General features: G+C 68.7%; 22 protein-coding genes. 14 read left to right on the top strand and 8 right to left on the bottom strand.

Going from position 1 to position 23,489, the window contains the following annotated elements:
• The first annotated feature begins 5 nt into the window (after positions 1–5).
• The gene (locus AC1RRR_RS06145; protein WP_492811377.1) at positions 6–1,025 is read left to right on the top strand and encodes a sulfate/molybdate ABC transporter ATP-binding protein; all 1,020 of its coding nucleotides are present in this window, start codon (positions 6–8) and stop codon (positions 1,023–1,025) included.
• Positions 1,026–1,135: 110 nt separating this feature from the next.
• Complete coding sequence (locus tag AC1RRR_RS06140; RefSeq protein ID WP_454716727.1) at positions 1,136–1,492, top strand: PilZ domain-containing protein; 357 nt, start codon at positions 1,136–1,138, stop codon at positions 1,490–1,492.
• A 1-nt stretch (position 1,493) separates the two neighbouring features.
• On the opposite strand, the gene AC1RRR_RS06135 is transcribed toward AC1RRR_RS06140, so the two are convergent.
• The 3 genes from AC1RRR_RS06135 to AC1RRR_RS06125 are packed head-to-tail and all read right to left on the bottom strand — an operon-like array spanning position 1,494 to position 4,944.
• Positions 1,494–2,468, bottom strand: coding sequence for a transglutaminase family protein (locus AC1RRR_RS06135; RefSeq protein ID WP_492811376.1), 975 nt, complete (start codon positions 2,466–2,468; stop codon positions 1,494–1,496).
• A gap of 11 nt (positions 2,469–2,479) precedes the next feature.
• Positions 2,480–3,424 carry an alpha-E domain-containing protein gene (locus AC1RRR_RS06130; RefSeq protein ID WP_492811375.1) on the bottom strand — a complete coding sequence of 315 codons (945 nt, stop codon included), beginning with the start codon at positions 3,422–3,424 and terminating at the stop codon, positions 2,480–2,482.
• The gene (locus AC1RRR_RS06125) at positions 3,421–4,944 is read right to left on the bottom strand and encodes a circularly permuted type 2 ATP-grasp protein (protein ID WP_492811374.1); all 1,524 of its coding nucleotides are present in this window, start codon (positions 4,942–4,944) and stop codon (positions 3,421–3,423) included. The genes AC1RRR_RS06130 and AC1RRR_RS06125 overlap by 4 nt, the downstream gene beginning before the upstream one ends.
• 255 nt (positions 4,945–5,199) lie before the next feature.
• On the opposite strand from AC1RRR_RS06125, the gene AC1RRR_RS06120 reads away from it, so the two are divergent.
• From AC1RRR_RS06120 to AC1RRR_RS06090, 7 genes are all read left to right on the top strand, one after another.
• Positions 5,200–6,984 (top strand): autotransporter assembly complex protein TamA, encoded by a 1,785-nt coding sequence (locus tag AC1RRR_RS06120; RefSeq protein WP_492811372.1) that lies wholly within the window; start codon positions 5,200–5,202, stop codon positions 6,982–6,984.
• A gap of 71 nt (positions 6,985–7,055) precedes the next feature.
• Positions 7,056–11,186, top strand: a complete 4,131-nt coding sequence (locus AC1RRR_RS06115) for a translocation/assembly module TamB domain-containing protein (protein ID WP_492811780.1) — start codon at positions 7,056–7,058, stop codon at positions 11,184–11,186.
• Between the two features lie 100 nt (positions 11,187–11,286).
• Positions 11,287–12,531 (top strand): hydrolase, encoded by a 1,245-nt coding sequence (locus AC1RRR_RS06110; RefSeq protein WP_492811371.1) that lies wholly within the window; start codon positions 11,287–11,289, stop codon positions 12,529–12,531.
• Positions 12,532–13,536 (top strand): arginine N-succinyltransferase, encoded by a 1,005-nt coding sequence (locus tag AC1RRR_RS06105; protein ID WP_492811370.1) that lies wholly within the window; start codon positions 12,532–12,534, stop codon positions 13,534–13,536. It begins immediately after the preceding gene.
• The gene (gene astD / locus AC1RRR_RS06100; protein WP_492811369.1) at positions 13,533–14,984 is read left to right on the top strand and encodes a succinylglutamate-semialdehyde dehydrogenase; all 1,452 of its coding nucleotides are present in this window, start codon (positions 13,533–13,535) and stop codon (positions 14,982–14,984) included. The genes AC1RRR_RS06105 and astD overlap by 4 nt, the downstream gene beginning before the upstream one ends.
• A complete protein-coding gene (gene astB / locus AC1RRR_RS06095; protein WP_492811368.1) occupies positions 14,981–16,315 on the top strand; it encodes an N-succinylarginine dihydrolase in 1,335 nt (444 codons plus the stop codon). Before astD ends, astB begins: the two co-directional genes overlap by 4 nt.
• A complete protein-coding gene (locus AC1RRR_RS06090; protein ID WP_492811367.1) occupies positions 16,312–16,809 on the top strand; it encodes a GNAT family N-acetyltransferase in 498 nt (165 codons plus the stop codon). Before astB ends, AC1RRR_RS06090 begins: the two co-directional genes overlap by 4 nt.
• On the opposite strand, the gene AC1RRR_RS06085 is transcribed toward AC1RRR_RS06090, so the two are convergent.
• Positions 16,806–17,723, bottom strand: coding sequence for a LytTR family DNA-binding domain-containing protein (locus tag AC1RRR_RS06085; protein WP_492811778.1), 918 nt, complete (start codon positions 17,721–17,723; stop codon positions 16,806–16,808). The two genes, AC1RRR_RS06090 and AC1RRR_RS06085, sit on opposite strands and share 4 nt — an antisense overlap.
• A 15-nt stretch (positions 17,724–17,738) precedes the next feature.
• Here AC1RRR_RS06085 and AC1RRR_RS06080 point away from each other — a divergent pair, with 15 nt between their 5' ends.
• A complete protein-coding gene (locus AC1RRR_RS06080; protein WP_492811365.1) occupies positions 17,739–18,962 on the top strand; it encodes an acyltransferase family protein in 1,224 nt (407 codons plus the stop codon).
• On the opposite strand, the gene phhA is transcribed toward AC1RRR_RS06080, so the two are convergent.
• Positions 18,917–19,801 (bottom strand): phenylalanine 4-monooxygenase, encoded by an 885-nt coding sequence (gene phhA, locus AC1RRR_RS06075; protein WP_492811364.1) that lies wholly within the window; start codon positions 19,799–19,801, stop codon positions 18,917–18,919. The genes AC1RRR_RS06080 and phhA overlap by 46 nt on opposite strands.
• 81 nt (positions 19,802–19,882) lie before the next feature.
• Positions 19,883–20,212 carry a heat shock protein HspQ gene (gene hspQ / locus AC1RRR_RS06070; protein WP_291873144.1) on the bottom strand — a complete coding sequence of 110 codons (330 nt, stop codon included), beginning with the start codon at positions 20,210–20,212 and terminating at the stop codon, positions 19,883–19,885.
• A gap of 160 nt (positions 20,213–20,372) precedes the next feature.
• On the opposite strand from hspQ, the gene AC1RRR_RS06065 reads away from it, so the two are divergent.
• Positions 20,373–21,485 (top strand): Ppx/GppA phosphatase family protein, encoded by a 1,113-nt coding sequence (locus AC1RRR_RS06065; protein ID WP_492811363.1) that lies wholly within the window; start codon positions 20,373–20,375, stop codon positions 21,483–21,485.
• Complete coding sequence (locus tag AC1RRR_RS06060; RefSeq protein WP_492811362.1) at positions 21,482–22,192, top strand: RlmE family RNA methyltransferase; 711 nt, start codon at positions 21,482–21,484, stop codon at positions 22,190–22,192. Before AC1RRR_RS06065 ends, AC1RRR_RS06060 begins: the two co-directional genes overlap by 4 nt.
• Here the strand turns inward: AC1RRR_RS06060 and AC1RRR_RS06055 are convergent.
• Positions 22,179–22,454, bottom strand: a complete 276-nt coding sequence (locus AC1RRR_RS06055) for a hypothetical protein (protein WP_492811360.1) — start codon at positions 22,452–22,454, stop codon at positions 22,179–22,181. The genes AC1RRR_RS06060 and AC1RRR_RS06055 overlap by 14 nt on opposite strands.
• A 23-nt stretch (positions 22,455–22,477) precedes the next feature.
• A complete protein-coding gene (locus AC1RRR_RS06050; RefSeq protein WP_492811358.1) occupies positions 22,478–22,753 on the bottom strand; it encodes a type II toxin-antitoxin system ParD family antitoxin in 276 nt (91 codons plus the stop codon).
• A gap of 120 nt (positions 22,754–22,873) precedes the next feature.
• Between AC1RRR_RS06050 and AC1RRR_RS06045 the strand changes: the two genes are divergently transcribed.
• A complete protein-coding gene (locus tag AC1RRR_RS06045) occupies positions 22,874–23,071 on the top strand; it encodes a type II toxin-antitoxin system VapB family antitoxin (protein ID WP_492811357.1) in 198 nt (65 codons plus the stop codon).
• A complete protein-coding gene (locus AC1RRR_RS06040; protein WP_492811355.1) occupies positions 23,068–23,436 on the top strand; it encodes a type II toxin-antitoxin system VapC family toxin in 369 nt (122 codons plus the stop codon). Before AC1RRR_RS06045 ends, AC1RRR_RS06040 begins: the two co-directional genes overlap by 4 nt.
• The last annotated feature ends 53 nt before the right edge of the window (positions 23,437–23,489 follow it).

Here is a 23,489-nt window from a genome sequence, read left to right as displayed (position 1 = left end):
GACCCATGACCATCTCCATCCGCTCCGTCGAAAAGAAGTTCGGTCGCTATCCGGCGCTGAACAAGGTCGATCTCGAGATCAAGGACGGCGAACTGCTGGCCCTGCTGGGGCCGTCGGGCTCGGGCAAGACGACGCTGCTGCGCACGATCGCGGGCCTGGAATTCCCGGACGCCGGCCAGGTGCTGTTCGACGGCCAGGACGTGACCTTCTCGTCCGCCGCCGACCGCCGCGTGGGCTTCGTGTTCCAGCAATATGCGCTGTTCAAGCACATGACCGTGGCCAAGAACATCGCGTTCGGCCTGGACGTGCGGAAGGGCAAGGACAAGCCGTCCAAGGCCGAGATCACCAAGCGGGTCGACGACCTCTTGAAGCTGGTCGAGCTGGATGGCCTGGGCAAGCGCTACCCCTCGCAGCTGTCGGGCGGCCAACGCCAGCGCGTGGCCCTGTCGCGCGCCCTGGCGGTGCAGCCCAGCGTGCTGCTGCTGGACGAGCCCTTCGGCGCCCTGGACGCCACGGTGCGCAAGTCGCTGCGCAAGGAGCTGCGGCGCGTGCATGACGCCACCGGCGTCACCACCATCTTCGTGACCCACGACCAGGAAGAAGCCCTGGAGCTGGCCGACCGCGTGGCCATCCTCAACAAGGGCCAGATCGAGCAGATCGGCACGCCCGACCAGGTGCACGACACGCCGCAGACCGCATTCGTCTGCGGCTTCGTGGGCGAGGCCAACAGCTTCGAGGGCCAGGTCGGCGGCGGCCAGTTCACCGCTGGTCTGCTGCGCCTGCCGGCCGGCGGCGTGCGCGAGGGCTCGGCCACGGCCTATGTCCGCCCGCACGACTTCGTGCTGGATGACAGCGGCTTCGAGGTGCGGGTCGAGCGCGCTCACGTGCAGGGCGCCCTGACCACGGTCAACGCCACGGCGCTGGACGGCCGCCCGATCGAGATCAGCGCCTCGCGCGCGGAAGCCGCCCGTTTCCAGGGCACGGTGAAGATCGCGGCCCGCAAGGCGCACGTTTACGCCGCCTAAGCTTCTCTCGGTTATACCGGCGTCGGACGAACGTGGGCCAACCTAGGCGCGCGTTGCGTCCGGTTGCGCTAAAATCGTCTCCGACGACTCGGCGGGAGTTCTAAGGTCGCATGGTCATGGTCGAGCCCACCGGCGCCGAACGTCGCGTCCACCCCCGGATGCCGGCGGCGCGCAAGATCTACATCGTGGATGATCCGCGATCGTGGAAATGCTCGCTGCTGGACGTCGCCGAGAAGGGCGCGCGCCTGTCGACGGCCGGCATCGCCACGCCGCCGGACAAGTTCATCTTCGTCGATGCGGGCGGCCGCCGGGTGCACCTGGCCCATGTCGTCTGGCGCTCGGGCACGGAAGCTGGCGTGCAGTTCCTGCAGACCGAACGTATCGGCCCGCGGGCTGGCGGCGCCGCGGGGGCGCTGGACATCGCCCGCCGCTTCGCCGCGACCCTGACCCCCGAAATTCTTCAGTAGATCACTGCTGCTGCTGCTGCTGGTGCAGCTCCTGCTTCAGCGCCGAATCCGGACGACGACGGCCGCCGGCGAAGCTGGGCCGGGCCATGCGCAGGAACTCCGGCTCGGCTATGGCCGCGCGGGCCCGGCGCACCGTGACGCCCACCGCCAGCTGGCTCTCGGCATTGCCCTTGTAGACCCCGCGTGACGGGGTGACGTCGGCATAGTCGCGGCCGACCGCCACGGCCACGTGCCGCTCGCAGGTCATCATGTTGTTGGTCGGATCCAGGCCCACCCAGCGCAGGCTGGGCAGGAAGACCTCGACCCAGGCGTGGGTGGCGTCGGGGTCCGAGCGGTCGCCGGCGTCGCGGTCGGTGAACAGGTAGCCCGAGACGTAGCGCGCCGGGATGCCCCACTCGCGGCAGATCGCCAGCATGATGTGGGCGAAGTCCTGGCAGACGCCGCTGCCGGCCTTCAGGGCCAGGTCGATCGGGCTGTCGGCGTCGGTGACGCCCGGCTGGTAGTCGAACGCCTTGTAGATGGTCTCCGACAGGGTGCGGACCGCCGTCAGCGGGTCACGGCGCTTGAGGTCGTCCAGGTCGTGCGACTTGATGAAGCCCCGCAGCGCCTCGGTCGTCTCGACGAAGCCGTGCGGGCGCAGGAAGTCGAAGCACTCGCCGCGCACGAACTCGCTGCGCAGGCGGTCCCATTCGCCCATGTCCAGGTGGTCGGGACGCTCGCCGGTCGGCTCGGTCTCGACGGCCGAGCGGGCGATGATGGTCAGCTTGTCGTGCGGCTGGGGCACGTCGAAGTGGTAGACGGCGTTGCCGAAGCTGTCGGCGTACGAGAACACCTGGGCGGCCGGCTCCAGGTCCAGCTCGAAGCTGACCAGGCGCTGGCGGGCGGTCTTCTGGGGCTGCATCCACAGCTCCATCAGGCTTTCCCGGACCGGGCGCTCGTAGTGGTATTGGGTGACGTGGCGGATCTCTAGAAGCACTGGATTTGATCCTAAGCCGGGAGACGCATTTCGAGCGGATAGGCCACGAAGGTCTCGTAGATCGCTTCGTGGATGCGGGCGCACTCGTTGACGACGGTGGTCAGCAGCGGGCCGGCGCCGACGGCTTCCAGCTCGTCGACATCGGCGAACTGCAGGCGGGCCTTCAAGCGGCCGGCCAGGCGTTCGGGCGTGGCGCGCTCGCCGCCACCGGCCCGGGCCATGGCCGAGAGATGCTGTTCGATCTGGGCGGTGGCGAAGCGGATCGAGCGCGGGAAATCCTCGTCGAAAACCAGGAACTCCAGGATGTGCCGGGGCTCGATCTCGGCGGTGTAGACCCGCAAATAGGGCTCCAGGGCGCAGGCCATACGCAGCACACTGACCAGGGCCACATGGTCGTCGACCTGGCCGTGGGCGGGGCTCTCGGCGAAACAGACTTCCAAGAGGCGCGACACCAGCTGGGCGCGCTCCATATAGATGCCCAGCATCATGAACCGCCAACTTTCGCCATGGCTCATGGTGGTGTCGGCCGCGCCCTTGAACAGGTGCAGGTCGGCGATGACGTCGTGCAGGAAGTTGGCCGAGCCGTCCGAGAACGCCTTGCCGGCGTCCTTGTCGGTGACCTTCAGGTACAGCAGGTTCAGCCGCTCCCAGGTCTCGGTGGTGATCTGGTCGCGCACCTGGCGGGCATTCTCGCGAGCCCGGGCCAGGGACGAGACCACCGAATTGGCGTCCGAGCGGTCCAGCACCAGGGCCTGGGCGGCCTCGAACGAGTTGATGCTCTCGCCGTCATTGGCGTCGCCGACGGCGGCCATGGCGATCCAGACGGCCTGGGTCCCGGAGTCCGTCTGGTCCAGGGTGGCGTTGAGCATGACCGACGACAGGCGAGACAGGTGCTCGGCCCGTTCGATGTAGCGGCCCAGCCAGTAGAGGCTGTCGGCGACCCGAGCGAGCATCATGGACGTTGCCCCCCGTTGCCATTGCCATTGGAGTGGCCGTTCTCCTCGGCCAGCACCCAGGTGTCCTTGGAGCCGCCGCCCTGGCTGGAGTTCACGACCAGCGAGCCGCGCTTCAGCGCCACGCGGGTCAGGGCGCCAGGCGTGACGATGGTCTTCTCGCCCGACAGGATGAAGGGGCGCAGGTCGACGTGGCGCGGCTCGATGCGGCCGTCGACCAGGCAGGGGGCGGTCGACAGCTGGATGGTCGGCTGGGCGATGTAGTTGTCCGGATCGGCCTTGATCGCTTCGGCGAAGTCGTCGCGTTCCTTCTGGCTGGCGTGCGGGCCGACCAGCATGCCGTAACCGCCCGAGGCCCCGACCGCCTTGACGACGTACTTGTCCAGGTTCTCCAGCACGTGACCCATCTGACGCTTCTCGCGGCACAGGAAGGTCTCGATATTGGGCAGGATGGCGTCCTCGCCCAGGTAGTAGCGGATGATGTCGGGGACATAGGCGTAGACGGCCTTGTCGTCGGCGACGCCGGTGCCGGGGGCGTTGCAGATCACCACATTGCCGGCCCGATAGGCGTTGAACAGGCCCGCCGCGCCCAGCGAGCTGTCGCGCCGGAAGGTGAGGGGGTCGATGAAGTCGTCGTCGACCCGGCGATAGATCACGTCGATCCGGCGCAGGCCGGTCGTGGTCCGCATGTAGACCATGTTCTCATGCACCACGAGGTCGCGGCCCTCGACCAGCGGCACGCCCATCAGGCGGGCGAGGTACGCGTGCTCGTAATAGGCGCTGTTGTAGACGCCGGGGGTCAGCACCACGACCTGCGGATCGTTGCGCCAATCGGCGGCCATGCTCTTCAGCGTGGAGAGCAGGAGGTCGGGATACCGCTCGACCGGCCGCACGCCGGCGGCGCGGTAGGTGCCGGGGAAGGTGCGCTTGGCCGCGTCGCGGTTGGCCAGCATGTACGAGACGCCGGACGGGACGCGCAGGTTGTCTTCCAGCACCGCGAACTGGCCGTCCTGGCAGCGGATCAGGTCGCTGCCGCAGACGTTGGCGTAAGCCTTGTGCGGTACGTAGACGTGCTGCATCTCGCGGCGATACGACGGCGCGCCCAAGACCAGCTCACGCGGCACCACGCCGTCCATCAGGATCTGCTGGTCGCCATAGATGTCGGCCAGGAACAGGTTCAGCGCATGCAGGCGTTGGGTCAGGCCCAGCTCGATCCGCTTCCACTCGTCCGCCGGGATGATCCGCGGGAAGAGGTCGGTCGGCATCACCCGCTCGGTGGTGTTGTCCGCGCCGTAAACGGTGAAGGTGATGCCCTGCAGCAGGAACGAGCGCTCGAGCGTCCGCTGGCGGCCCGCCAGCTCCTCGGCGCCCAGGGTCGACATGCGCCCGTGCAGCGGGTCGTAGTGCGGCCGGACCTCGCCGTCGGGCGTGAACATCTCGTCGTAGGCGACCCCCGGCAGGTACGCCGCCTCCGTCATCGGCAGGGTCGGTGCGTCGTCGAGGGTCTGGGTCTTCGCCGCCACGCTTTTGTCCACGTTTCTCATAACCTTGGGCGCGGCCGTTGAGACCGCGCCATCCCCGACTCTAGAGCGTTGCGCGGCGCGAGCGCGACGGATTCGACCTCCGCCGCGTGATTGCGCACGACTGCTCAGCATTTGGGCGCCGATCGCCTGCTTTGCTAAGCGCTACTAGGGCGAAGTCGTTGCATTTACTGTCGTGACATGGCGCGAACCCCGGACTACAGCAGGGCCGGGGGCGCTTCGCGCGGGGTATGTGATTTGGTGCTTGGGCGGACTACCCTGGCTTTGACGGCGGTGACTTTGCTGGCGGCTTCGGCTGCCCGCGCCGACGAGCCGATGGCCCAGATCCAAGGCGTCGACGACAAGGCCCTGCGTGAGGCCATCCGGCTCGCCCTGACCGAATCCAAGCATCCCGCCCAAAGCCGCGCCGAAGCTCGCCGCCGCGCCCGCCAGGCCGGCGAAGACGCCATCGCCGTGCTGCGCGCCGAAGGCTACTACGCCTATACCGTCGAACCCGACGTCCTGGACGGCGAGCCGCCGCGCGCGGTGGTCAAGATCACGCCGGGTCCGGCCTTCGTCATCGCCGATCCGCGCATCGACTGGTCCGGCGCGCCGCCCGACGAGGGCACCCGCCAGCGCGCCGCCGCCTCCATGCGCCTGACCCAGGGCGAGCCTGGGCGCGCCGCCGATGTCGTCGGGGCCGAGGGCCGCATCGTCGCCCAGGTGGCCAAGCTGGGCTATGCCGACGCCGCCGCCGAGCCGCGCGAGGTCATTGTCGACCACACCGATCACACGCTGCGCCCGGCTTTCAAGATCGCTTCCGGCACCCTGGTCCACATGGACGGCGTCGAGGTGGTGACCAAGGGGCGGACCAATCCGGCCTGGGTCTCGCACCTGGCGCCGTGGAAAACCGCCGACGTCTACGATCCGGAAGACGTGGCCGAGCTGGAGCGCCGCCTGCGCGACACCAGCGTCTATGACTCGATCTCGGTCTCGCTGGCCGGGCCTGAGAAGGCCACGCCCGACGGTTTGCGCCCCGTGGTCGTCACCCTGGCCGACCGTCGCTCACGCACCATTGAAACCAGCGCCGGCTATTCGACCAGCGAAGGCTCGGGCTTCGACATCCGCTGGAGCCGCTACAACCGACTGAAACGCGCCGACACCACCACCTACGCCCTGCGCCTGGCCAAGCTGGAGCAGCGCCTGGGCGCCGAGATCTCGCTGCCGCACTGGCAGCGGCCGCAGCAGACCCTGAAGCTGAACAGCTCGGTCTTCCGCAACGACACCGACGCCTATAACGAAACCGGCGCCACGGTCGGGGTCGACCTGACCAAGCGGCGGCAGACCACGTCCTATCGCACCTTCGGCGTGTCGATGGACCTGTCCCAGACCAAGGAACAGATCAGCCGCAACGGCTCGGTCGCGGGTCGCAAGCTGAACCTGGTCACCGTCGCGGGCCTGGCCGCCTATGCCTGGGACTTCTCCGACAGCATCCTGGATCCCAAGCGCGGCTGGCGCCTGGAGGCTCGCGGCGAGCCGACCTATGTGGTCGGCGACACGACCCTGCCGTATCTGAAGCTGACCACCCAGGGCTCGATCTACCTGCCGGTCGGCAAGGGGGCGAGCACCGTGCTGGCCACCCGCGTCAAGCTGGGCGCCATGCTGGGCGGCAGCATCCCCGACGTCCCGGCCTCGCGGCGTTTCTATGCCGGCGGCGGCGGTTCCGTGCGCGGCTACGCCTACCAAGCCATCGGCCCGCGCCTGACCGACAACACGCCCCAGGGCGGCGTCTCGCTGGTCGAGACCTCGTTCGAGCTGCGCCAGAAGATCACCTCGAAATGGAGCGGCGTGGCCTTCATCGACGCCGGCGCCATCGGCACGGACAAGACCCCGCGACGCGAGGATTTCCGGGCCGGCGCGGGCATTGGCATCCGCTACGACCTGGGCTTTGGCCCCATCCGCGCCGACATCGCCGCCCCGCTGGGCCGCCGCAAGGGCGACCCGGCCTTCCAGATCTATCTCAGCATCGGGCAAAGCTTTTGAGCCAGGAGCAGGACAAGCCTGACCTGACGGAAGCCGTCACCCACGCCGCCGAGGCGACGGGCGAGGCCGCGGTGAAGGTCGCCAAGAAGATCGGCTGGGGCGGCGCGGTGCTGATCGCCTCGGCGATCCTGGCGGCGATCCTGATCGTCATGGCCGGCGGCCTGCGCTTTGTCCCCATCACGCCGCAAGGCCGCATGTTCCTGGAGGCCCGCGCCTCGGGCCTGAAGCTGGGCCGGATCGGCAAACTGCATATCGAGGGCCTGTCGGGCGACATCTGGAAGGACTTCGGCGTCCGCCGTCTGACCATCACCGACGAGAAGGGCGTCTGGCTGGAGGCTCACGACATCCGCGTCGCCTGGCGACCGACCGAGCTGTTCGGTCGTCGTTTCCACGCCGAGCGGGTCGACGCCCGCGACGTCATCGTCCTGCGCCGCCCGACCATGACGCCCAAGGGGCCCAAGTCCGGCGCCGCGCCGGTCTCGGTCGACCTGGACGCCTTCAAGTTCCGCCTGATCACCCGGTCCGCGTTCAGTGGCCGCGAGGGCGATTTCGACGTCGGCGGCGACTACGAGATGGCGCGGCAGGGCGGACACAAGGGCAAGCTGGCCGTCGCCTCGCGCCTGCATGTCGGCGACCACCTGAACCTCGACTTCGACCTGGGGCGCACCCAGACCCTGCACCTGAAGGCCGACGCCACCGAGGCCAATGGCGGCGCCATCGCCGGGGCCCTGGGCTTGGCCGCCGACCGGACCTTCGACCTCAAGGCCAAGGCCGACGGCACGCTCAGCCGGGCGGCGTTCAACGTGCTGGCCCGCTCGGGCGCCACGATCCCGCTGCAGGCCGACGGCGCCTGGACCGAGCAGGGCGGTTCGGCGCGCGGCCGGCTGGACCTGGGCGCCTCGCGCTGGACCCAGCGGCTGGAGAAGATGTTCGGCCCCGAGGCCAACTTCACGCTCGACGGCAAGAAGGCGACCCAGGACGGCCTGTCGAACCTGAACCTGGACATCCGCGCCCAGAACCTGTCGTTGCAGGGCCATGGCCTGGCCGATCTGGCCAAAAAGCGCACCGGTCCGGACGGCATCGCCTTCACCGCCCAGGTCGGCGCGCTGAAGCGCATCGTCACCATCCCGCAGATGGGCCGCGGCCTGGCCGACGGCGTCTTCCGGCTGGAGGAGGGCGGCTTCTCGGTCGAGGGCGATGTCGATGTCGCCGACCTGGAGCTGCTGGGCTACCACCTCAAGCGCGCCAAGGGGCCGGCCATGGTCCGCTGGGCCAAGGGCGAGCTGGAGATCAAGGCCGCCGCGACCAGCTCGGGCGGCGGCGGCACGGGCCTGCTGGCTCTGCTGGGCTCCAGCCCCAAGGCTGCGTTCGAGGGCGCGCGGGTCAAGGGCGGTCGTTTCCTGATCAAGGCCGCCCGCATCGACGCCCCGAACCTGATCGTCACCGGCAAGGGCGAACGCGGTGTGCTGGGCGGCCTGTCGTTCGACGGCGAGATGCGCGTGGCCAGCATGGGTCCGGTGCGGCAGGGCGCGAAAGGCTCGCTGCTGGCCAAGTGGACCGCGTCCAGCTTCGCCAACCGTCCGTGGAGCTTCACCGTCGACAGCCGCGCGGCGGGCTTCGCCACCGGTTATGCCGAGATCGATCGTCTGCTGGGCGCGACGCCGCGTCTGGCCGGCAAGGGCGCCTGGAACGACGGCGTGCTGAGCATCTCGGACGCCAAGCTGGACGGGACCAACGCCAGCCTGAAGTCCTCGGGCAAGATGACGGTCGCCAAGGCCCTGGGCCTGGACTTCAAGCTGGACTGGACGGCTACGGGCCCATTCAGTGCTGGTCCGGTCGAGGTCGCCGGCAAGGCGGCGGGCGATGGCCACATCGGCGGCACCCTGGCCGCGCCTCAAGCGCAGCTGAACGCCGACTTCGACAGCATCGACCTGCCGCGCCTGCCGCTGACCAAGGCGCACCTGACCCTGACCTTCGCGCGTGGCCCCAACGCCACCGACGGCGTCGCGGCGCTGCAAGCCGACAGCCAGTACGGCCCGGCGCGTGGCCGCACCGCCTTCCGCTTCTCGCAAGGCGGCATCGAGCTGTCCGAACTGGACGTCGACGCCGGCGGCGCGAAAGCCAAAGGCGCGATGAGCCTGCGCGATGGCCTGCCGGCCACTGCCGACCTGACTGTCGCCGTCGGCCCTGGGGCCTTCCTGCCGCAAGGCCAGGTCAAGGGCTCGGCCAAGCTGGTCGACGCGCCCGGCGGCGGTTCGGCCGCCGCGACGCTGGACCTAACCGCCGAGGAGGTCGCCTTCGGCTCGTGGAAGGTGCGTTCGGCGCGGATCAAGGCCGACGGCCCGCTGGCGCGCCTGCCACTGTCGATCGACGCCCGCGGTGACGCGCCCGGCGGCCGCTGGCGCATCGGCGGCGCGGGCCAGCTGGCCCAGGCCGGCAAGGCCTATGACCTGGCGCTGGATGCGGCCGGCCGCATGGGTCGCACCGAGATCAAGACCCGCGAGACGGCCAAAATCCATTTCGGCGATGGCCCCACCCAGGCTCGCCTGCGCCTGGCCATCGACAAGGGCCGCGCCGACATCGACGCCGACATCGGCGGGGCCGCGGTCATGCTGAAGGCCGAGCTGGCGGACGTGGCTATCACCGCCTTCAACCCCGACCTGGAAGGCGACATCAACGGCGCCTTCAACCTGCGGGGCCAGGGCGAGACCCTGACCGGCGACTTCGACATGCGCCTGGCCAACGCCCGCGAGCGCGGGGCCAAGATCGAGCAGTCGCTGGACGCCAAGATCCACGGCGACCTGACCGACAACCAGCTGACCATCGTCGCCGACGGCGACAACCGCCAGGGCCTGAAGGCCGACGCCCACCTGGTGCTGCCGGTCGAGGCCTCGGCCAAGCCGCTCAGCCTGGCCATCAGCAAGAAGCGTGGTGTGCAAGGCCGGTTCTCGGCCCAGGGCGAGATCAAGCCGCTGTGGAACCTGCTGATGGGCGCGGACCGCTCGCTGTCGGGTCGTATCAACCTGCAGGCCACGATCGGCGGCACCCTGGGCGACCCGCGCCTGCTGGGCTCGGCCACCCTGGACAATGGCGGTTTCGAGGACGGCCAGACGGGCCTGCGCCTCAAGAACGTCACCCTGCGCTCGGCGCTGGCCGACAACGCCATCGACGTCAGCCAGGCCATTGGCGAGGACGGGCAGGGCGGCACGATCTCGGGCGCCGGCCGCATCAGCCTGGCCCGCGACGGCGTCGGCAGCTTCAAGCTGGACCTGAAGGGCTTCCGCCTGATCGACAACGACCTGGCCTCGGCCGTGGCCACCGGCTCGGCGACCGTCAACCGTTCGGCCGACGGCAAGATCAAGCTGGCCGGCGCGGTGACCATCGACCGCGCCGACGTCTCGGCCCAGAGCAAGACCCCGGTCGGCGTCGTGGCCATGGACGTGATCGAGCGCAACCGCCCGTCAGACCTGGACCAAGGCCTGCAACGCCGTCCCAACACCGGCGGCATGATCCTGGACCTGGACCTCAAGGCTCCCCGCCGGGTGTTCGTGCGCGGTCGCGGCCTGGACGTCGAACTGTCGCTGGACGCCCATGTCGGCGGCACTTCGCTGGCCCCGTCTTTGAGCGGCGTCGCCCGCGTGGTGCGTGGCGAGTACGACTTTGCCGGCAAGCGCTTCGAGTTCGATGACGACGGCACCGTCTATCTGTCCAGCCAGCTGGACCGCATTCGTCTCGACTTGTCCGCCACCCGGGAGGACGCGTCCCTGACGGCCGTGGTGCGCATCCAGGGCACGGCGGCCAAGCCGGAGATCACCCTGACCTCCAAGCCCGAGCTGCCCAGCGACGAGGTGCTGAGCCAGGTGCTGTTCGGTTCGTCGGCGGCCCAGCTGTCACCGATCGAGGCCGCCCAGTTGGCCTCCGCCCTGGCGTCTCTGGCCGGCGGCGGCGGTTTCGACGTGATCGGCAACCTGCGCAGCTTCGCGCGCCTGGATCGCCTGGCCTTCGCCGAGAGCGCCACGGGCATGACGGTGTCGGGCGGCAAGTACGTGACCGACGACGTCTATGTCGAGATCATCGGCGGCGGTCGCGAAGGCCCCGCCGCGCAAGTCGAGTGGCGGATTCGCCGGACCCTGTCGCTGGTCTCCCGGATCGGCGGCCAGAACGACGCGAAGCTTTCCGTCCGATGGAGAAAAGACTACTAAGACAGCAAGGCTGTTGCGCGGGTGACCGGTTTCCTCAGGTGAGGTGACAACGTTTTACCCGCGGCCCTTGGTTATCGTGACTGAGGGAGGACCGGCCTAAATGCATCTCAATTCAGAAGATCGCGCCGTTCTGGATCACATCGCGCGTGACGGCGGCCAGATCGTCGACCGCGCCGTGGCCTGGTGCGCGACAAACTCCGGCAGCCGCCACCTGGCGGGCCTGGAGCGCCAGAGGCAAATCCTGCTCGACGCCGCTTCGCGCCTGCCGGCCGCGCCGATCGACGTGCCGTTGTCGCCCTCGCGCGAAGTCGCCGCCGACGGCCGCGAGACCGAGTTAGCCCATCCGCCGTCCCTGGCCGTCGTGGTCCGTCCCGAGGCCCCCGTTCAGGTCGTGCTGACCGGCCACTACGACACCGTCTATCCCGAGACGAGCCCGTTCCAGGTCGTCCGCACCCGCCCCGACGGCGCGCTGCACGGTCCTGGTATCGCCGACATGAAGGGCGGCATCTCGGTGATGCTGGCGGCGCTGGAGGCATTCGAGCGATCGCCTGACGCCGCCAATGTCGGCTACCGCGTGCTGCTGTCCCCCGACGAGGAGATTGGCTCGATCGCCTCAGGGCCGGTGCTGGCCGACTTCGCGCGGCGGGGCCATGTCGGCCTGACCTACGAGCCGGCCCTGGCCGACGGGGCCCTGGCCTCGGCGCGCAAGGGTTCGGGCAATTTCCACATCGTCATCCATGGCCGCGCGGCCCATGCCGGCCGCGACTTCGCCGCCGGCCGCAACGCGGTGATAGGCGCGGCGAGGGTGGCTGAGAAGCTGCACGGCCTGAACGGCCAGCGCGACGGCGTCACCGTCAATGTCTCGCGCATCGACGGCGGCGCGCCGCTGAACATGGTGCCGGACGTGGCGGTGGTGCGTTTCAACGTCCGCTTCCCGGAGGCGCAGGCCGCCGCCTGGTTCGAGGGCGAGGTGGCCCGCATCGTCGGCGAGATCGGCGATGATCTGCACGCCCACCTGCACGGCCTGATCACCCGCGGCGCCAAACCGTTCAATGCCGCTCAGCAGCAGCTGTTCGGGGCGGTGAAGGACGTCGGGGCGTTGTTGGGCCAGGACATCGCCTGGAAGCCGTCCGGCGGGGTCTGCGAGGGCAACAACCTGTTCGCGTCCGGCCTGCCCAATGTCGACACCCTGGGCGTCCGGGGCGGCGACATCCACAGTGAGGCCGAGCACGCCTTTCCCGAAAGCTTCGTCGAGCGCGCCCAGCTCTCGGCCCTGATCCTGATGAAACTGGCCAGCGGCGAGATCGACGCCAGAGCGATCCGTTCCGCGATGGAGGCAAACTAGATGCTCGTCGTCCGTCCCGCCGGTTCTCCCGACTTCGACGCCCTGATGGAGCTGGCCGTGCTGTCCGGGCGCGGCTTCACCAGCCTGCCCGAGGACGAGCCGACCTTGCGCGCCCGTCTGGCCCTGTCCGAAGCCAGCTTCCAGGCCAATGTCGCCCCGCCTGAGGCCTGGTACACCCTGATGTTGGAGGACCTGGAGACCAGCGACGTGATCGGCGTCGCCGGGGTCAAGGCGGGGGTGGGGCTCAAGCGCCCGCACTTCTCGTTCCGGGTGGTTACCCTGGCGCAATCGTCGCCGACCTTGGAAAAGCGCTTCGACCACCGGGCCCTGGTGCTGGTCAACGAATGCGCCGGCTGGTCGGAGGTGGGCTCGCTGTTCCTCCGGCCCGAGCGACGCAAGGGCGGGGCGGGGCGCTTGCTGGCCCAGTCGCGCTACATGCTGATCGGCCTGGAGCCCCAGCGCTTCGCCGAGATGGTGCTGGCCGAGCTGCGCGGCTGGTTCGACGAGGATGGCGGCTGTCCGTTCTGGGACCACGTGGCCAGCAAGTTCTTCCGCCTGGAGTTCGACGAGGCCGACATGATGAGCGCCTCGACCGACGGCCAGTTCATCCTCGACCTGGCGCCGCGTCACCCAATCTATGCCGAGCTGCTGCCCGAGCAGGCCAGCGCGGTGCTGGGCCGGGTCCACCGCGAAGGCGAGGCGGCGCGGGCCATGCTCGAGACCGAAGGTTTCCGCTACCAGGGCCTGATCGACATCTTCGACGCCGGGCCGACCGTTGCGGCGCGTCGCGACGACATCAAGACCGTGCGCGAGGCGAGGCGGCTGCGCGTGAAGATCGGCGAGGACGCCTTTGGCGAGGAGGCCCTGGTCTCCACCGGCGAGGTGGCGCGGTTCCGCGCCGTGCGTGCGCCCGTGCTGGTCGATGGCGAGAGCGCGATCCTGGGACGCGACGCGGCGCAGGCCTTGGGCGTGAGTGAAGGCGACATGGTGCGGGTGAAGGCATGAGCGGCTTATTCATCGACGGAAAGTGGCGTTCGGGGCAGGGGCCAGAACTGGTCTCGACCGATCCTGCGACTGGCGAGACCGTCTGGCGCGAGGCGACGGCGACCGAGGCCGATGTGGCCGAGGCCGTGGCCGCCGCGCACCGCGCTTTCCCGACCTGGGCCGACCAGCCGCGCGAGGAGAGGATCGCGGTCCTGCGTCGCTACAAGGAGATCCTGGTCGAGCGCACTACCGCCTTCGCCGAGGCGTTGAGCCGCGAGACCGGCAAGGCGCTGTGGGAGACCAAGGCTGAGCTGGGCTCGATGGCCGGCAAGGTCGATCTTTCGATCAAGGCCTATGATGAGCGCACCGGCGTCACCGAGACAGCCATGCCGTTCGGCCGCGCCGTGCTGCGCCACCGGGCGCATGGCGTCATGGCGGTGCTGGGGCCGTTCAACTTCCCCGGCCACCTGCCCAACGGCCACATCGTGCCGGCGCTGTTGGCGGGTGACACGGTGGTCTTCAAGCCCTCGGAAGAGACGCCCCTGGCCGGCCAACTGATGGTCGAGGCGCTGGAAGCGGCCGGCGTGCCGGCGGGCGTCGTCAACCTCGTCCAAGGCGGGCGGGAAACCGGCCAGGCGCTGATCAACCAGCCGATCGACGGGCTGCTGTTCACCGGCTCGGCCACGGCGGGGACCTTCTTCCGCCGCCACTTCGCTGACCGGCCCGACGTGATCCTGGCTCTGGAGCTGGGCGGCAACAATCCGCTGGTGGTCTGGGACGCCGACGACGCCGAGGCCGTGGCGGCCCTGGTCGTGCAGTCGGCTTTCATCACCACCGGTCAGCGTTGTTCGTGCGCGCGACGGCTGATCGTGCCGGACGACGCCTTCGGGCGGAAGGTGATCGAGGCGACGGCGGGGCTGGCCGAGCGGCTGTCGATCGGTCCCTGGAACGGCGAGGGCGAAGCCTTCATGGGCCCGCTGATCTCGGCCCGCGCCGCCAAGGCCGCGCGCGCCGTGGCCGACACCATGGGCGGTGATCGCATTCGTTCGCTTGGCGCGATCGAGGGGCTCAGCGAGGCCTTTGTGACCCCTGGCCTCGTGGACGTGACCGGGGTCGACACCCCCGACGAGGAGCTGTTCGCGCCGTGGCTGCAGGTGCGCCGCGTGGCCAGTTTCGACGACGCGCTGAAGGCCGCCAACGCCACGCGCTACGGCCTATCGGCGGGACTTATCTCAGGTGAGTCAAAGCGTTGGGATCAGTTCCTGAACCGCATCCGCGCGGGCGTGGTGAACTGGAACCGGCCCACCACGGGCGCGGCCGGCTCGATGCCGTTCGGCGGACTCGGCGCTTCGGGCAACCATCGGCCCAGCGCCTATTACGCCGCCGACTACTGCGCCTATCCCGTCGCCAGCTTCGAGGCCGGGGCGGTGCTCGACACATCCAAGGACATCAAGGGCCTGCGCGGATGAGCTGGGAAGTCAATTGCGACGGCCTGGTCGGGCCAACCCACAGCTACGTCGGTCTTTCGCCCGGCAACCTGGCTAGCGCCAAGAATGCCGGCGAGGTCTCCAACCCGCGTGGCGCGGCCCTGGAAGGCCTTGGGAAGATGCGCCGGCTCTCGGACTTGGGCATCCCGCAGTTCGTGCTGCCGCCGCATGAGCGGCCGGCGATAAGTCTGTTGAAGTCGCTGGGCTTCTCGGGCTCCGAGGAAGCGGTGATCGAAGCCGCTTGGAAGGACGCGCCGGCCCTGGCCGCCGCCGCCTATTCGGCCTCGCCGATGTGGGCCGCCAACGCCGCCACCGTGACACCCAGCGCCGACACGGCCGACGGCCGCGTGCACTTCACCCCGGCCAATCTGCTGACCAACCTGCACCGCAGCCTGGAAGGCCCGCAGACCACGCGCGCCCTGCGCCGCCTGTTCCCGGACGAGGCCCGCTTCGCCGTCCACGATCCGCTGCCGGCCCAGCCGCACTTCGCCGACGAGGGCGCGGCCAACCATGTGCGCCTCTGCGCCGAGCATGGCGCGCCGGGGGTGAACCTGTTCGTCTGGGGTCGCGAGGCCTGGACGCATTGGGACGGCAAGTTCCCGGCCCGCCAGACCCGCGAGGCCTTCGAAGCCATCCAGCGTCGCCACGGCGCGGCGCGGGCCGTCTTCCCGCAACAGGGCAAGGCGGCGATCGAGGGCGGGGCGTTCCACAACGACGTGGTCTGCGTCGGCACCCGCGAGTGCCTGTTCTTCCACGAACGCGCCTTCGAGGATCGCGCCGGGATGGAGCGCCAGGTCCGCGCCGCCGCCGATGGCCTGTTCGAGCCGGCCTTCGTCGAGGTCTCGGAAGCCGACCTGCCGATGGCCGACCTCGTGGCCAGCTACCTGTTCAATTCGCAGCTGCTGGTCGTGCTTGGCGAGGACCGCCTGGTGCTGCTGGCCCCCGCCGAGACGCGGGACAATCCCCGCGCCTTCGCGGTGGCCGAGAGCCTGGCGTCCTCGAACGGTCCCATCGGCCGCGTGGAGTATGTCGATGTCCGCCAGAGCATGCGCAACGGCGGCGGACCGGCCTGCCTGCGCCTGCGGGTGGTGCTGACCGACGCCGAGCTGGACGCCGCCAATCCGGCCCAACGCTTCCTGCCGGGCCTGCACACGATCCTGGCCGACTGGGTCACACGCCGGTATCGCGACCGCCTGGCGCCGGCCGACCTGGCCGACCCGCTGCTGCTGACCGAGAGCCGCGAGGCGCTGGACGAGTTGACTCGGATCCTCGACCTGGGCGGCGACTTCTATCCGTTCCAGAGGACCGCGTGAGCGTCTCGGTCCGACCCGCCACGCCGGCCGATCGGGTGGGCATCGTCGCCCTGCACCTGGCCGTCGCCTCGATCCCCGGCGGCCTGGCCCGCCGGCCTGAGGAGGTGACGCCGGACTATGGCGACTACGCCCTGGCCAACGACGTCTGCCTGGTCGCGGTCGAGGCGGACGGCTTCATCTGCGGCGAGATCCACGCCAGCCGCGAACCCCTGGCCATCTTCAATCACGTGCTAGGCGGCCTGACCGTGGCGGTGCATCCGCAGCGACAGGGGCTGGGGATCGGCTCACAGCTGTTCGAAGCCCTGATCGCCTGGGCGAAGGCCGCCCAGCCTGAAATCCTGCGCATCGAGCTGGAGACCGGCGCCGGCAATCACGGCGCAATGCGGCTCTACGAACGTCTCGGCTTCAAGCACGAGGGGCGTCAGATCGCGCGAGGGCGCTTGCCCGACGGCCGGTTCGAGGACGACATCCTGATGGGGATGCTGCTGTTCTAGCCGCGCAGGGTTGCGAGCGCTTCGGGGAACCGCCGCGACAGCGGGACCTCCACCGCGCCTAGCTCCACGGAATAGTCGCCCGAGCCTTCGGGCTTCAGGCCCGTGACCCGCGCCTTATTGACCAGCCAGGACTTATGGGTGCGGACGAAGCCGTGCGGGGCCAGGCCCTCCAGCACCGCGCTCAGCGACGAGCGAGTCAGCGGGCGGCGGCCGTCGGCGAGTACGAACTCGGCATAGTTGCCCGCCGAGCGCACGGCCAGGATCTCGGCCACCGGCACGCGGATCAGCCGGGCGCCGTCCTGGATATCGAAGGTGGCGGGCGGGGCGGGGGCCTGCGTCTCGGGCTTCTGGCCGCTGCGGCGCAGGGCCAGCCAGAAGATGATGGTCGCCAGGCCGTACGACATCATGTCCTTGCGGAACTCGTACGGGAACTCGGTCGACAACGGGCCGAACTGGTAGCGCTCGCCCAGCAGCGCCTGATGCCCCAGCTTGCGCAGCACGATGAAGCCCGAGACATGCAGGATCGAATAGATCAGCACGGTGACCAGATGCGCCGGGACAGCCAGCCACCAGCGCGGCTGGGTCCGCACCATCCAGAACGCCATCGCGCCCGGGATCGTGAAGATGCAGAAGGTGACCAGCGCGCTGCTGACCTCCCAGATCGCTGGCCGGATCACACCCAGGCGCGGCGCGTCGTGCTGGATGGTCAGGACGTTGACGAAGGCGATAGCGCCGACCAGCGCGACGCCAAGCAACCACGCCCGTGTCAGCCAAAGGCGCTCTTCGCCGGTCATCCCGAATGGCCCGCCGCTCGTCCCTGAAGCTTTTCCGGTCGTCCCAGCCAGCGACCGCTGGTCACCCAGCGCTTGGCCGGTTTGGGCGTCGTGCGGCAGGTCCTTGGCGTCGCTCTTCACCAAGGACGCCTCTTCATGACCACGACCTTACCACCCCTGGACCGGCGCTACGACCTCGACTGGATTCGGGTCGGCGCGTTCTTCCTGCTGATCCTGTACCACACCGGCATGTTCTACGTGCCCTGGGATTGGCACGTGAAGACCCCGCATCCGGTCGAGGCGCTGGAGCCCTTGATGCTGATGACCAATCCCTGGCGGCTCACCTTGCTGTTCCTGGTCTCGGGCGCGGCGACGCGGTTCATGGCCGACAAGGTCAGCGTCGGGAAACTGACTACGGCGCGGATCGCCCGGCTGCTGCCGCCGCTGATCTTCGCCATGTTCGTGGTTGTGCCGCCGCAGTCCTACTACCAGATCGTGGAGTACATCGCGGCCCATCCGGGCACGCCGCTGACGGTCGACAACTTCTGGATCCGCTACGCCACGGCCTCGGGCCACTGGTGCGGGACGGACGGCAATTGCCTGATCACCCCAACCTGGAACCACATGTGGTTCGTGGCCTATCTCTTTGTATACACGATGGTTCTGGCCGCGATGCTGCTGGTCTGGAAGAAGGCCGGCGAGCACATCCAGAAGGGCGCCGAATGGCTGCTGAAGGGCGTGGGCCTGTTCGTCTGGCCGGTGCTGTTCCTGGGGATGCTGCGCGCCACCCTCTACGCCAAGTTCGGCGAGACCCATGCCCTGGTCGACGACCCCTATGTGCACGCCGTCTCGTTCAGCGCCTTCCTGCTGGGCTTTGGCCTGGCCAAGTCGCAGCTGCTGCGCGATCGCCTGACCGCGGCGCGCTGGCCGACCCTGGTCCTGGCCGTCGTGGCCTGGGCGGTCTGGTCGTGGATGGTGTGGACCTACTGGCGCCACGACGGCCTGCCGCAGCCGTCGCCGCTGGCAGGCCTGGCCGGCCGCTTCGTCTTCGCGATCCAGGGCTGGTGCGCCATCGTCGCGATCCTGGGCTTTGGGGCCAAGCACCTGGCGAACCGGGGAGGGCCGGCGCTGCGTTACCTGACCCTGGGCGTCTTCCCGTTCTACCTCGTGCACCAGACCCTGATCGTGGTCATGGCCCACCACCTGGCCAAGCTTCACCTGCCTCTGGCCCTGGAAGGTGCGATCCTGGTCGTCGCCACCTTCGCCGGGTGCTTCGCGACCTACGAAGCGGTGCGACGCATCCCCGGCGTGCGGATCCTGTTTGGCCTGAAGGGTCAGCCCGCCGAGGCGGTCGCCAAACGCCCGCCGGCCTTCGCATAGGCCTGGGAGCCGCGCGTGATGACGGTGTCGCCGTGAACGATCTCGGCGACACCGATGTCCGTGGCGACGGCCATGCGGTCATAGATCGCGCCGAAGTCGCGCAGCGTCACTTCCTGCAGGGTCTGGATCGAGTCGATCACGAAATAGACCTGCTGGAAGTCGTCGATCCGGTAGTTGGTCCGCATCACCCGCTCCAGCTCGAAGCCGATGCGATTGGGCGAGGGATCGTCCAGGGCGAAGATCGACTCCGTCCGCGACGAGACGATGCCAGCCCCATAGATGCGCAGGCCCGCAGGCGTGTTCATCAGGCCAAACTCCACCGTGTACCAGTAGAGGCGAGCCAGGTTCTTCAGGCGGCCCAGGCCCAGCGCCCGCTGCCCACCCTGGCCATAGGCCTGCATGTAGTCGGCGAAGACCGGGTCGGTCAGCATCGGCACGTGGCCGAAGACATCGTGGAAGATGTCCGGCTCTTGCAGGTAGTCCAACTCGTGCGGCTTGCGGATGAACTGGCCGGCCGGGAAGCGGCGATTGGCCAGGTGGTCGAAGAACACGTCGTCGGGCACCAGGCCCGGCACGGCGACCACGCTCCAGCCCGTCAGGCGCTGGAGTTCCTCATTGATGCGGTTGAAGTCGGGGATGCCCGTGCGGTGCAGGTCCAGCGCGTCCAGGCCACGCATGAACGCGTCGCAGGCGCGGCCGTGCAGCATAGCCGCCTGGCGCTCGTACAAGGTGATCCAGACGTCGTGCTCGGCTTGGGAGTAGTTCTCCCAGCCCTGATCGATCGTCCAGTCGGGGCGGGCGCCTGGGGGCGGCCCGTTGCTAAAACCATCTCCGCTCATGCGATGACGCTACGCCCCGAATTTCGCAATTGCTGTTCGCAGTTTGCGCCAAAAGGGCAGGTCGGCGGATAGACGTTTCGCCTAGTGGGAAATCCGGGGACGAAGCTTGTACAGCCCGTGATCGAAGGACTCGAAGATCACCGCGGTCTGCGGATGACCGACCGGCTCGCCGCTGTCGTCGGGTAGCAGGTTCTGTTCGGAGACATAGGCGACGTAGCTGTTGTCGTCGTTTTCGGCCAGCAGGTGGTAGAACGGCTGGTCCTTGGTCGGCCGGATATCCTCGGGAATGGACTGCCACCATTCCTCGGTATTGGCGAACACCGGGTCGACGTCGAACACCACGCCCCGGAACGGGAAGATGCGGTGCCGGACGACCTGGCCGATCGCGAATTTGGCGAGTCGAGAGTTCATGGCGTTAAGGATAGCCGGCTCACCTGACTGAAACCTGAACGGTCTGATGTCCGAACCCGGATGACAAGCGGGCGCCTTCCGGCAGGCGAACAGCGTGCTATGGTCGACTCGAAGTGAGGCTTCGCACCGTTCGCGAAGACCTGCGAGACAGGTAGAGACCATGTCGGAGGCGCCGCGCGCGCCCGGCGCCGCTCCGCAAGGCCGGCGTCGGCGGTCTCAGGATGACGCGGCTGCGTGCTACGCGGCCCTCGACCTGGGGACCAACAACTGCCGCCTTCTGGTGGCCACGCCCACGCCGCGCGGATTCCGCGTCGTTGAGGCCTATTCCCGCATCGTGCGCCTGGGCGAGGGTCTGTCGCAGACCGGCGAGCTTTCGGACGCGGCCATGGAGCGCTCGCTGGCGGCCCTGAAGGTCTGCGCCGAGAAGATCCGCCGTCGCAAGGCGATCCGCGTGAAGGCCGTGGCCACCCAGGCCTGCCGGGGCGCGACCAATGGTCCCGACTTCGTGCGCCGGGTGCACGAGGAGACCGGCCTCAAGCTGCAGATCATCAGCCCTCGCGAGGAAGCCCAGCTGTCGGTGGCCGGCTGCATGAGCCTGTTCGACCGCGAGCAGGACGCGGCCCTGGTGGTCGATGTCGGCGGTGGTTCGACGGAGCTGTCCTGGGTCGACCTCAAGGGTGGCGGCCTCGACGCCAAGCCACGCCAGTTCGCCGCCTGGAAGCTGCCGATCAAGGCCTGGCTGTCGATCCCTGTGGGCGTCGTCACCCTGGCCGAGCGTTTCCCCGAGGGCGAACGCGCCGATGAGGGCTGGTTCCGGGCCATGGTCGAGGACGTCAAGGCGCGGATCGAGGCCTTTCCGCACGCCGAGCCGATGCGCGAGATCTTCGCCGAGGGCAGGGCGCACCTGGTCGGCACCTCGGGCGCCATCACCAGCCTGGCCGGCCTGCACCTGGGCCTGCCGCGCTATGATCGCAACGTCGTCGACGGCCTGTGGATGGACCGCACCGACTGCGAGGCCGCGTCCGAGCGCCTGCAAGGCCTGACCGCCGCCGAGCGCGCGCTGGAGCCCTGTATCGGCGCCGATCGGGCGGATCTGGTCCTGGCCGGCGCCGCGATCCTGCAGGCCGTGCAGGAGCTGTGGCCATGTTCGCGCGTGCGTGTCGCCGACCGAGGCCTTAGAGAGGGCCTCCTGATGTCCCTGATGTCCGACCAGCAGAAGCGCCCGCGTCGGCGCCGTCGCGGCGGCTCTTCAAAGAAACCGGTAGCCGCATGAGCGACGAAGAACCGCCCCGCAAACGTATGGTCAAGCCGCCGGCCGGCGGCAACGAAGGCGGCCGCGCCAAGCCCGCGCGCCTGAAGACCGCCTACGGTCGCACGCCCAGCCAGCAGGCCTGGCTGGAGCGCCAGATCAACGACCCGTTCTCGGCCAAGGCCCGCGCCCTGGGCTATCGCAGCCGCGCGGCCTTCAAGATCAGCGAGATCGATGACAAGTTCCGCTTCTTCCACAAGGGCGCGAAGGTCATCGACCTGGGCTGCGCGCCCGGCGGCTGGCTGCAGATCGCCGTCGAGCGCGGCGTGACCCAGCTGGCGGGCATCGACCTGCTGCCCGTCGATCCTGTAGCCCCGGCGCACCTGCTGGAGATGGATTTCACCGCCGACGACGCGCCGGCCCAGCTCCTGGAACTGCTGGACGGCCAGCCCGATGTCGTGCTGTCGGACATGGCCCCCAACACCGTCGGCCACCGCGAGACCGACCACCTGCGCATCGTCGGCCTGATCGAGATCGCCGCCGAGTTCGCCATCGACGTCCTCAAGCCCGGCGGCGCCTTTGTCGCCAAGGCCTTCCAGGGCGGCGAGACGGCCGAGGTCATCGCCCGGCTGAAGAAGCACTTCGACAAGGTCCAGCACTACAAGCCCAAGGCCAGCCGGGCGGACAGCTCGGAGGTCTTCCTGGTCGCGACGGGGTTCAAGGGGCGGTAGGGGATGGTCGCGCGGCCACGTGCCGGGTGCTCTCCAGCATGCGGACGACGATGACCTCGTTCTTCCACAGTCCATAGTAGACGGAGAAGCGTCCCATCGGGCGACGCCGAACCTCACCATCCAGCAGGTGCTGGAGCTTGGCGTGCGCTTCTGGTGTTTCGCCTAGCGCTTGGCAGGCGACGTGAAATTCCAGAGCGATCCTGCGCGCCAGGATGAGGCGTTTCTCGGTCATGCCGGTGACGATGGATCGCAGATCCGACATGGCGACGCTGGAAAGACTGGTCCTCATCCTTCGGCGAGGCCCGCAGCGGGGTTTGACAGCAGCTCAAGATCGGCTTCGATCATCGCGAAGACTTCATCCATCGGATAGGTCCGTCCAGCCTCGATATCGGCCAGACCTTCGGCTAGCGCGGCCTCCAACGCAGCCAGCCTAGCTTCACGCTCCTGCACCAGTCGCACGCCCTCGCGAAGCACTTCGCGCCTAGAGCCGTATCGGCCCTTCGCGATCAGATCGTCGACGACCGCTTCAAGCTGTGGCCCAAGGTCGATGCTGTCGGTCATGGATGTTCCCTTTTTGTTCCATTTTGGTTTATCGATTTTGGAAATGCAAGTGGCACGTGTGGATAGGCATCGATTATGACATCATTCGATGCTATTCTGATGCCAAAGGAGATTGCCCGCATGCGCACAACCTTGGCGCTCGACGATGACCTGCTGGCGCGGGCGACCGCTCTGACGGGGATCGAGGAAAGGGCCGCTCTGGTTCGCGAGGCTCTGAAGGCGCTTGTGGAGCGTGAGAGCGCCCGCCGACTGGCGCTGCTCGGCGGCAGCGAACCCGAACTGCATGACATTCCGCGTCGTCGGTCCGAGCCGGCGTGATCCTGGTCGACACTTCTATCTGGATCGATCATCTGCGGACCTCCAGCGCTGCCCTCGTTAGGCTGCTGGGCGGGGGCAGGGTGCTGGCTCATCCTTTCGTGGTCGGCGAACTGGCCCTCGGCAACCTGCGCCAACGGGCAGCCGTGCTGGAGGCGTTGCGGCAGATGCCGCAGGCCAAGGTCGCCGCCGCCGACGAGGTGTTAGGCTTCATCGACGCCAATCGCCTGCAGGGTCTTGGTGTCGGCTATGTCGATGTCCATCTGCTGGCCAGCGCCAGGTTGACGGGCTCACGTTTCTGGACCCGGGACCAGCGTTTGGCCGTTGTCGCGGAGCGTTTGGGGCTGCGCGCCGAACCAGTATCGTGACGCGGCGCACAAATTTGCCTCAAGAAGGCGCTTTCCACGCCTCGACAACCGCC

This window comes from Caulobacter sp. GW821-FHT12D05 (assembly GCF_058807295.1).
Note: the sequence above shows the minus strand (reverse complement) of the source record. Positions and strands in the feature narration are given on the sequence as shown.

Coding starts and splice junctions, on each gene's coding strand:
- phhA (WP_492811364.1), bottom strand. CDS start 19,801: ATGAGCGGAGATGGTTTTAGCAACGGGCCGCCCCCAGGCGCCCGCCCC.
- AC1RRR_RS06110 (WP_492811371.1), top strand. CDS start 11,287: ATGCATCTCAATTCAGAAGATCGCGCCGTTCTGGATCACATCGCGCGT.
- AC1RRR_RS06065 (WP_492811363.1), top strand. CDS start 20,373: ATGTCGGAGGCGCCGCGCGCGCCCGGCGCCGCTCCGCAAGGCCGGCGT.
- AC1RRR_RS06045 (WP_492811357.1), top strand. CDS start 22,874: ATGCGCACAACCTTGGCGCTCGACGATGACCTGCTGGCGCGGGCGACC.
- AC1RRR_RS06130 (WP_492811375.1), bottom strand. CDS start 3,424: ATGATGCTCGCTCGGGTCGCCGACAGCCTCTACTGGCTGGGCCGCTAC.
- hspQ (WP_291873144.1), bottom strand. CDS start 20,212: ATGAACTCTCGACTCGCCAAATTCGCGATCGGCCAGGTCGTCCGGCAC.
- AC1RRR_RS06050 (WP_492811358.1), bottom strand. CDS start 22,753: ATGACCGACAGCATCGACCTTGGGCCACAGCTTGAAGCGGTCGTCGAC.
- astD (WP_492811369.1), top strand. CDS start 13,533: ATGAGCGGCTTATTCATCGACGGAAAGTGGCGTTCGGGGCAGGGGCCA.
- AC1RRR_RS06140 (WP_454716727.1), top strand. CDS start 1,136: ATGGTCATGGTCGAGCCCACCGGCGCCGAACGTCGCGTCCACCCCCGG.
- astB (WP_492811368.1), top strand. CDS start 14,981: ATGAGCTGGGAAGTCAATTGCGACGGCCTGGTCGGGCCAACCCACAGC.
- AC1RRR_RS06060 (WP_492811362.1), top strand. CDS start 21,482: ATGAGCGACGAAGAACCGCCCCGCAAACGTATGGTCAAGCCGCCGGCC.
- AC1RRR_RS06055 (WP_492811360.1), bottom strand. CDS start 22,454: ATGTCGGATCTGCGATCCATCGTCACCGGCATGACCGAGAAACGCCTC.
- AC1RRR_RS06080 (WP_492811365.1), top strand. CDS start 17,739: ATGACCACGACCTTACCACCCCTGGACCGGCGCTACGACCTCGACTGG.
- AC1RRR_RS06145 (WP_492811377.1), top strand. CDS start 6: ATGACCATCTCCATCCGCTCCGTCGAAAAGAAGTTCGGTCGCTATCCG.
- AC1RRR_RS06105 (WP_492811370.1), top strand. CDS start 12,532: ATGCTCGTCGTCCGTCCCGCCGGTTCTCCCGACTTCGACGCCCTGATG.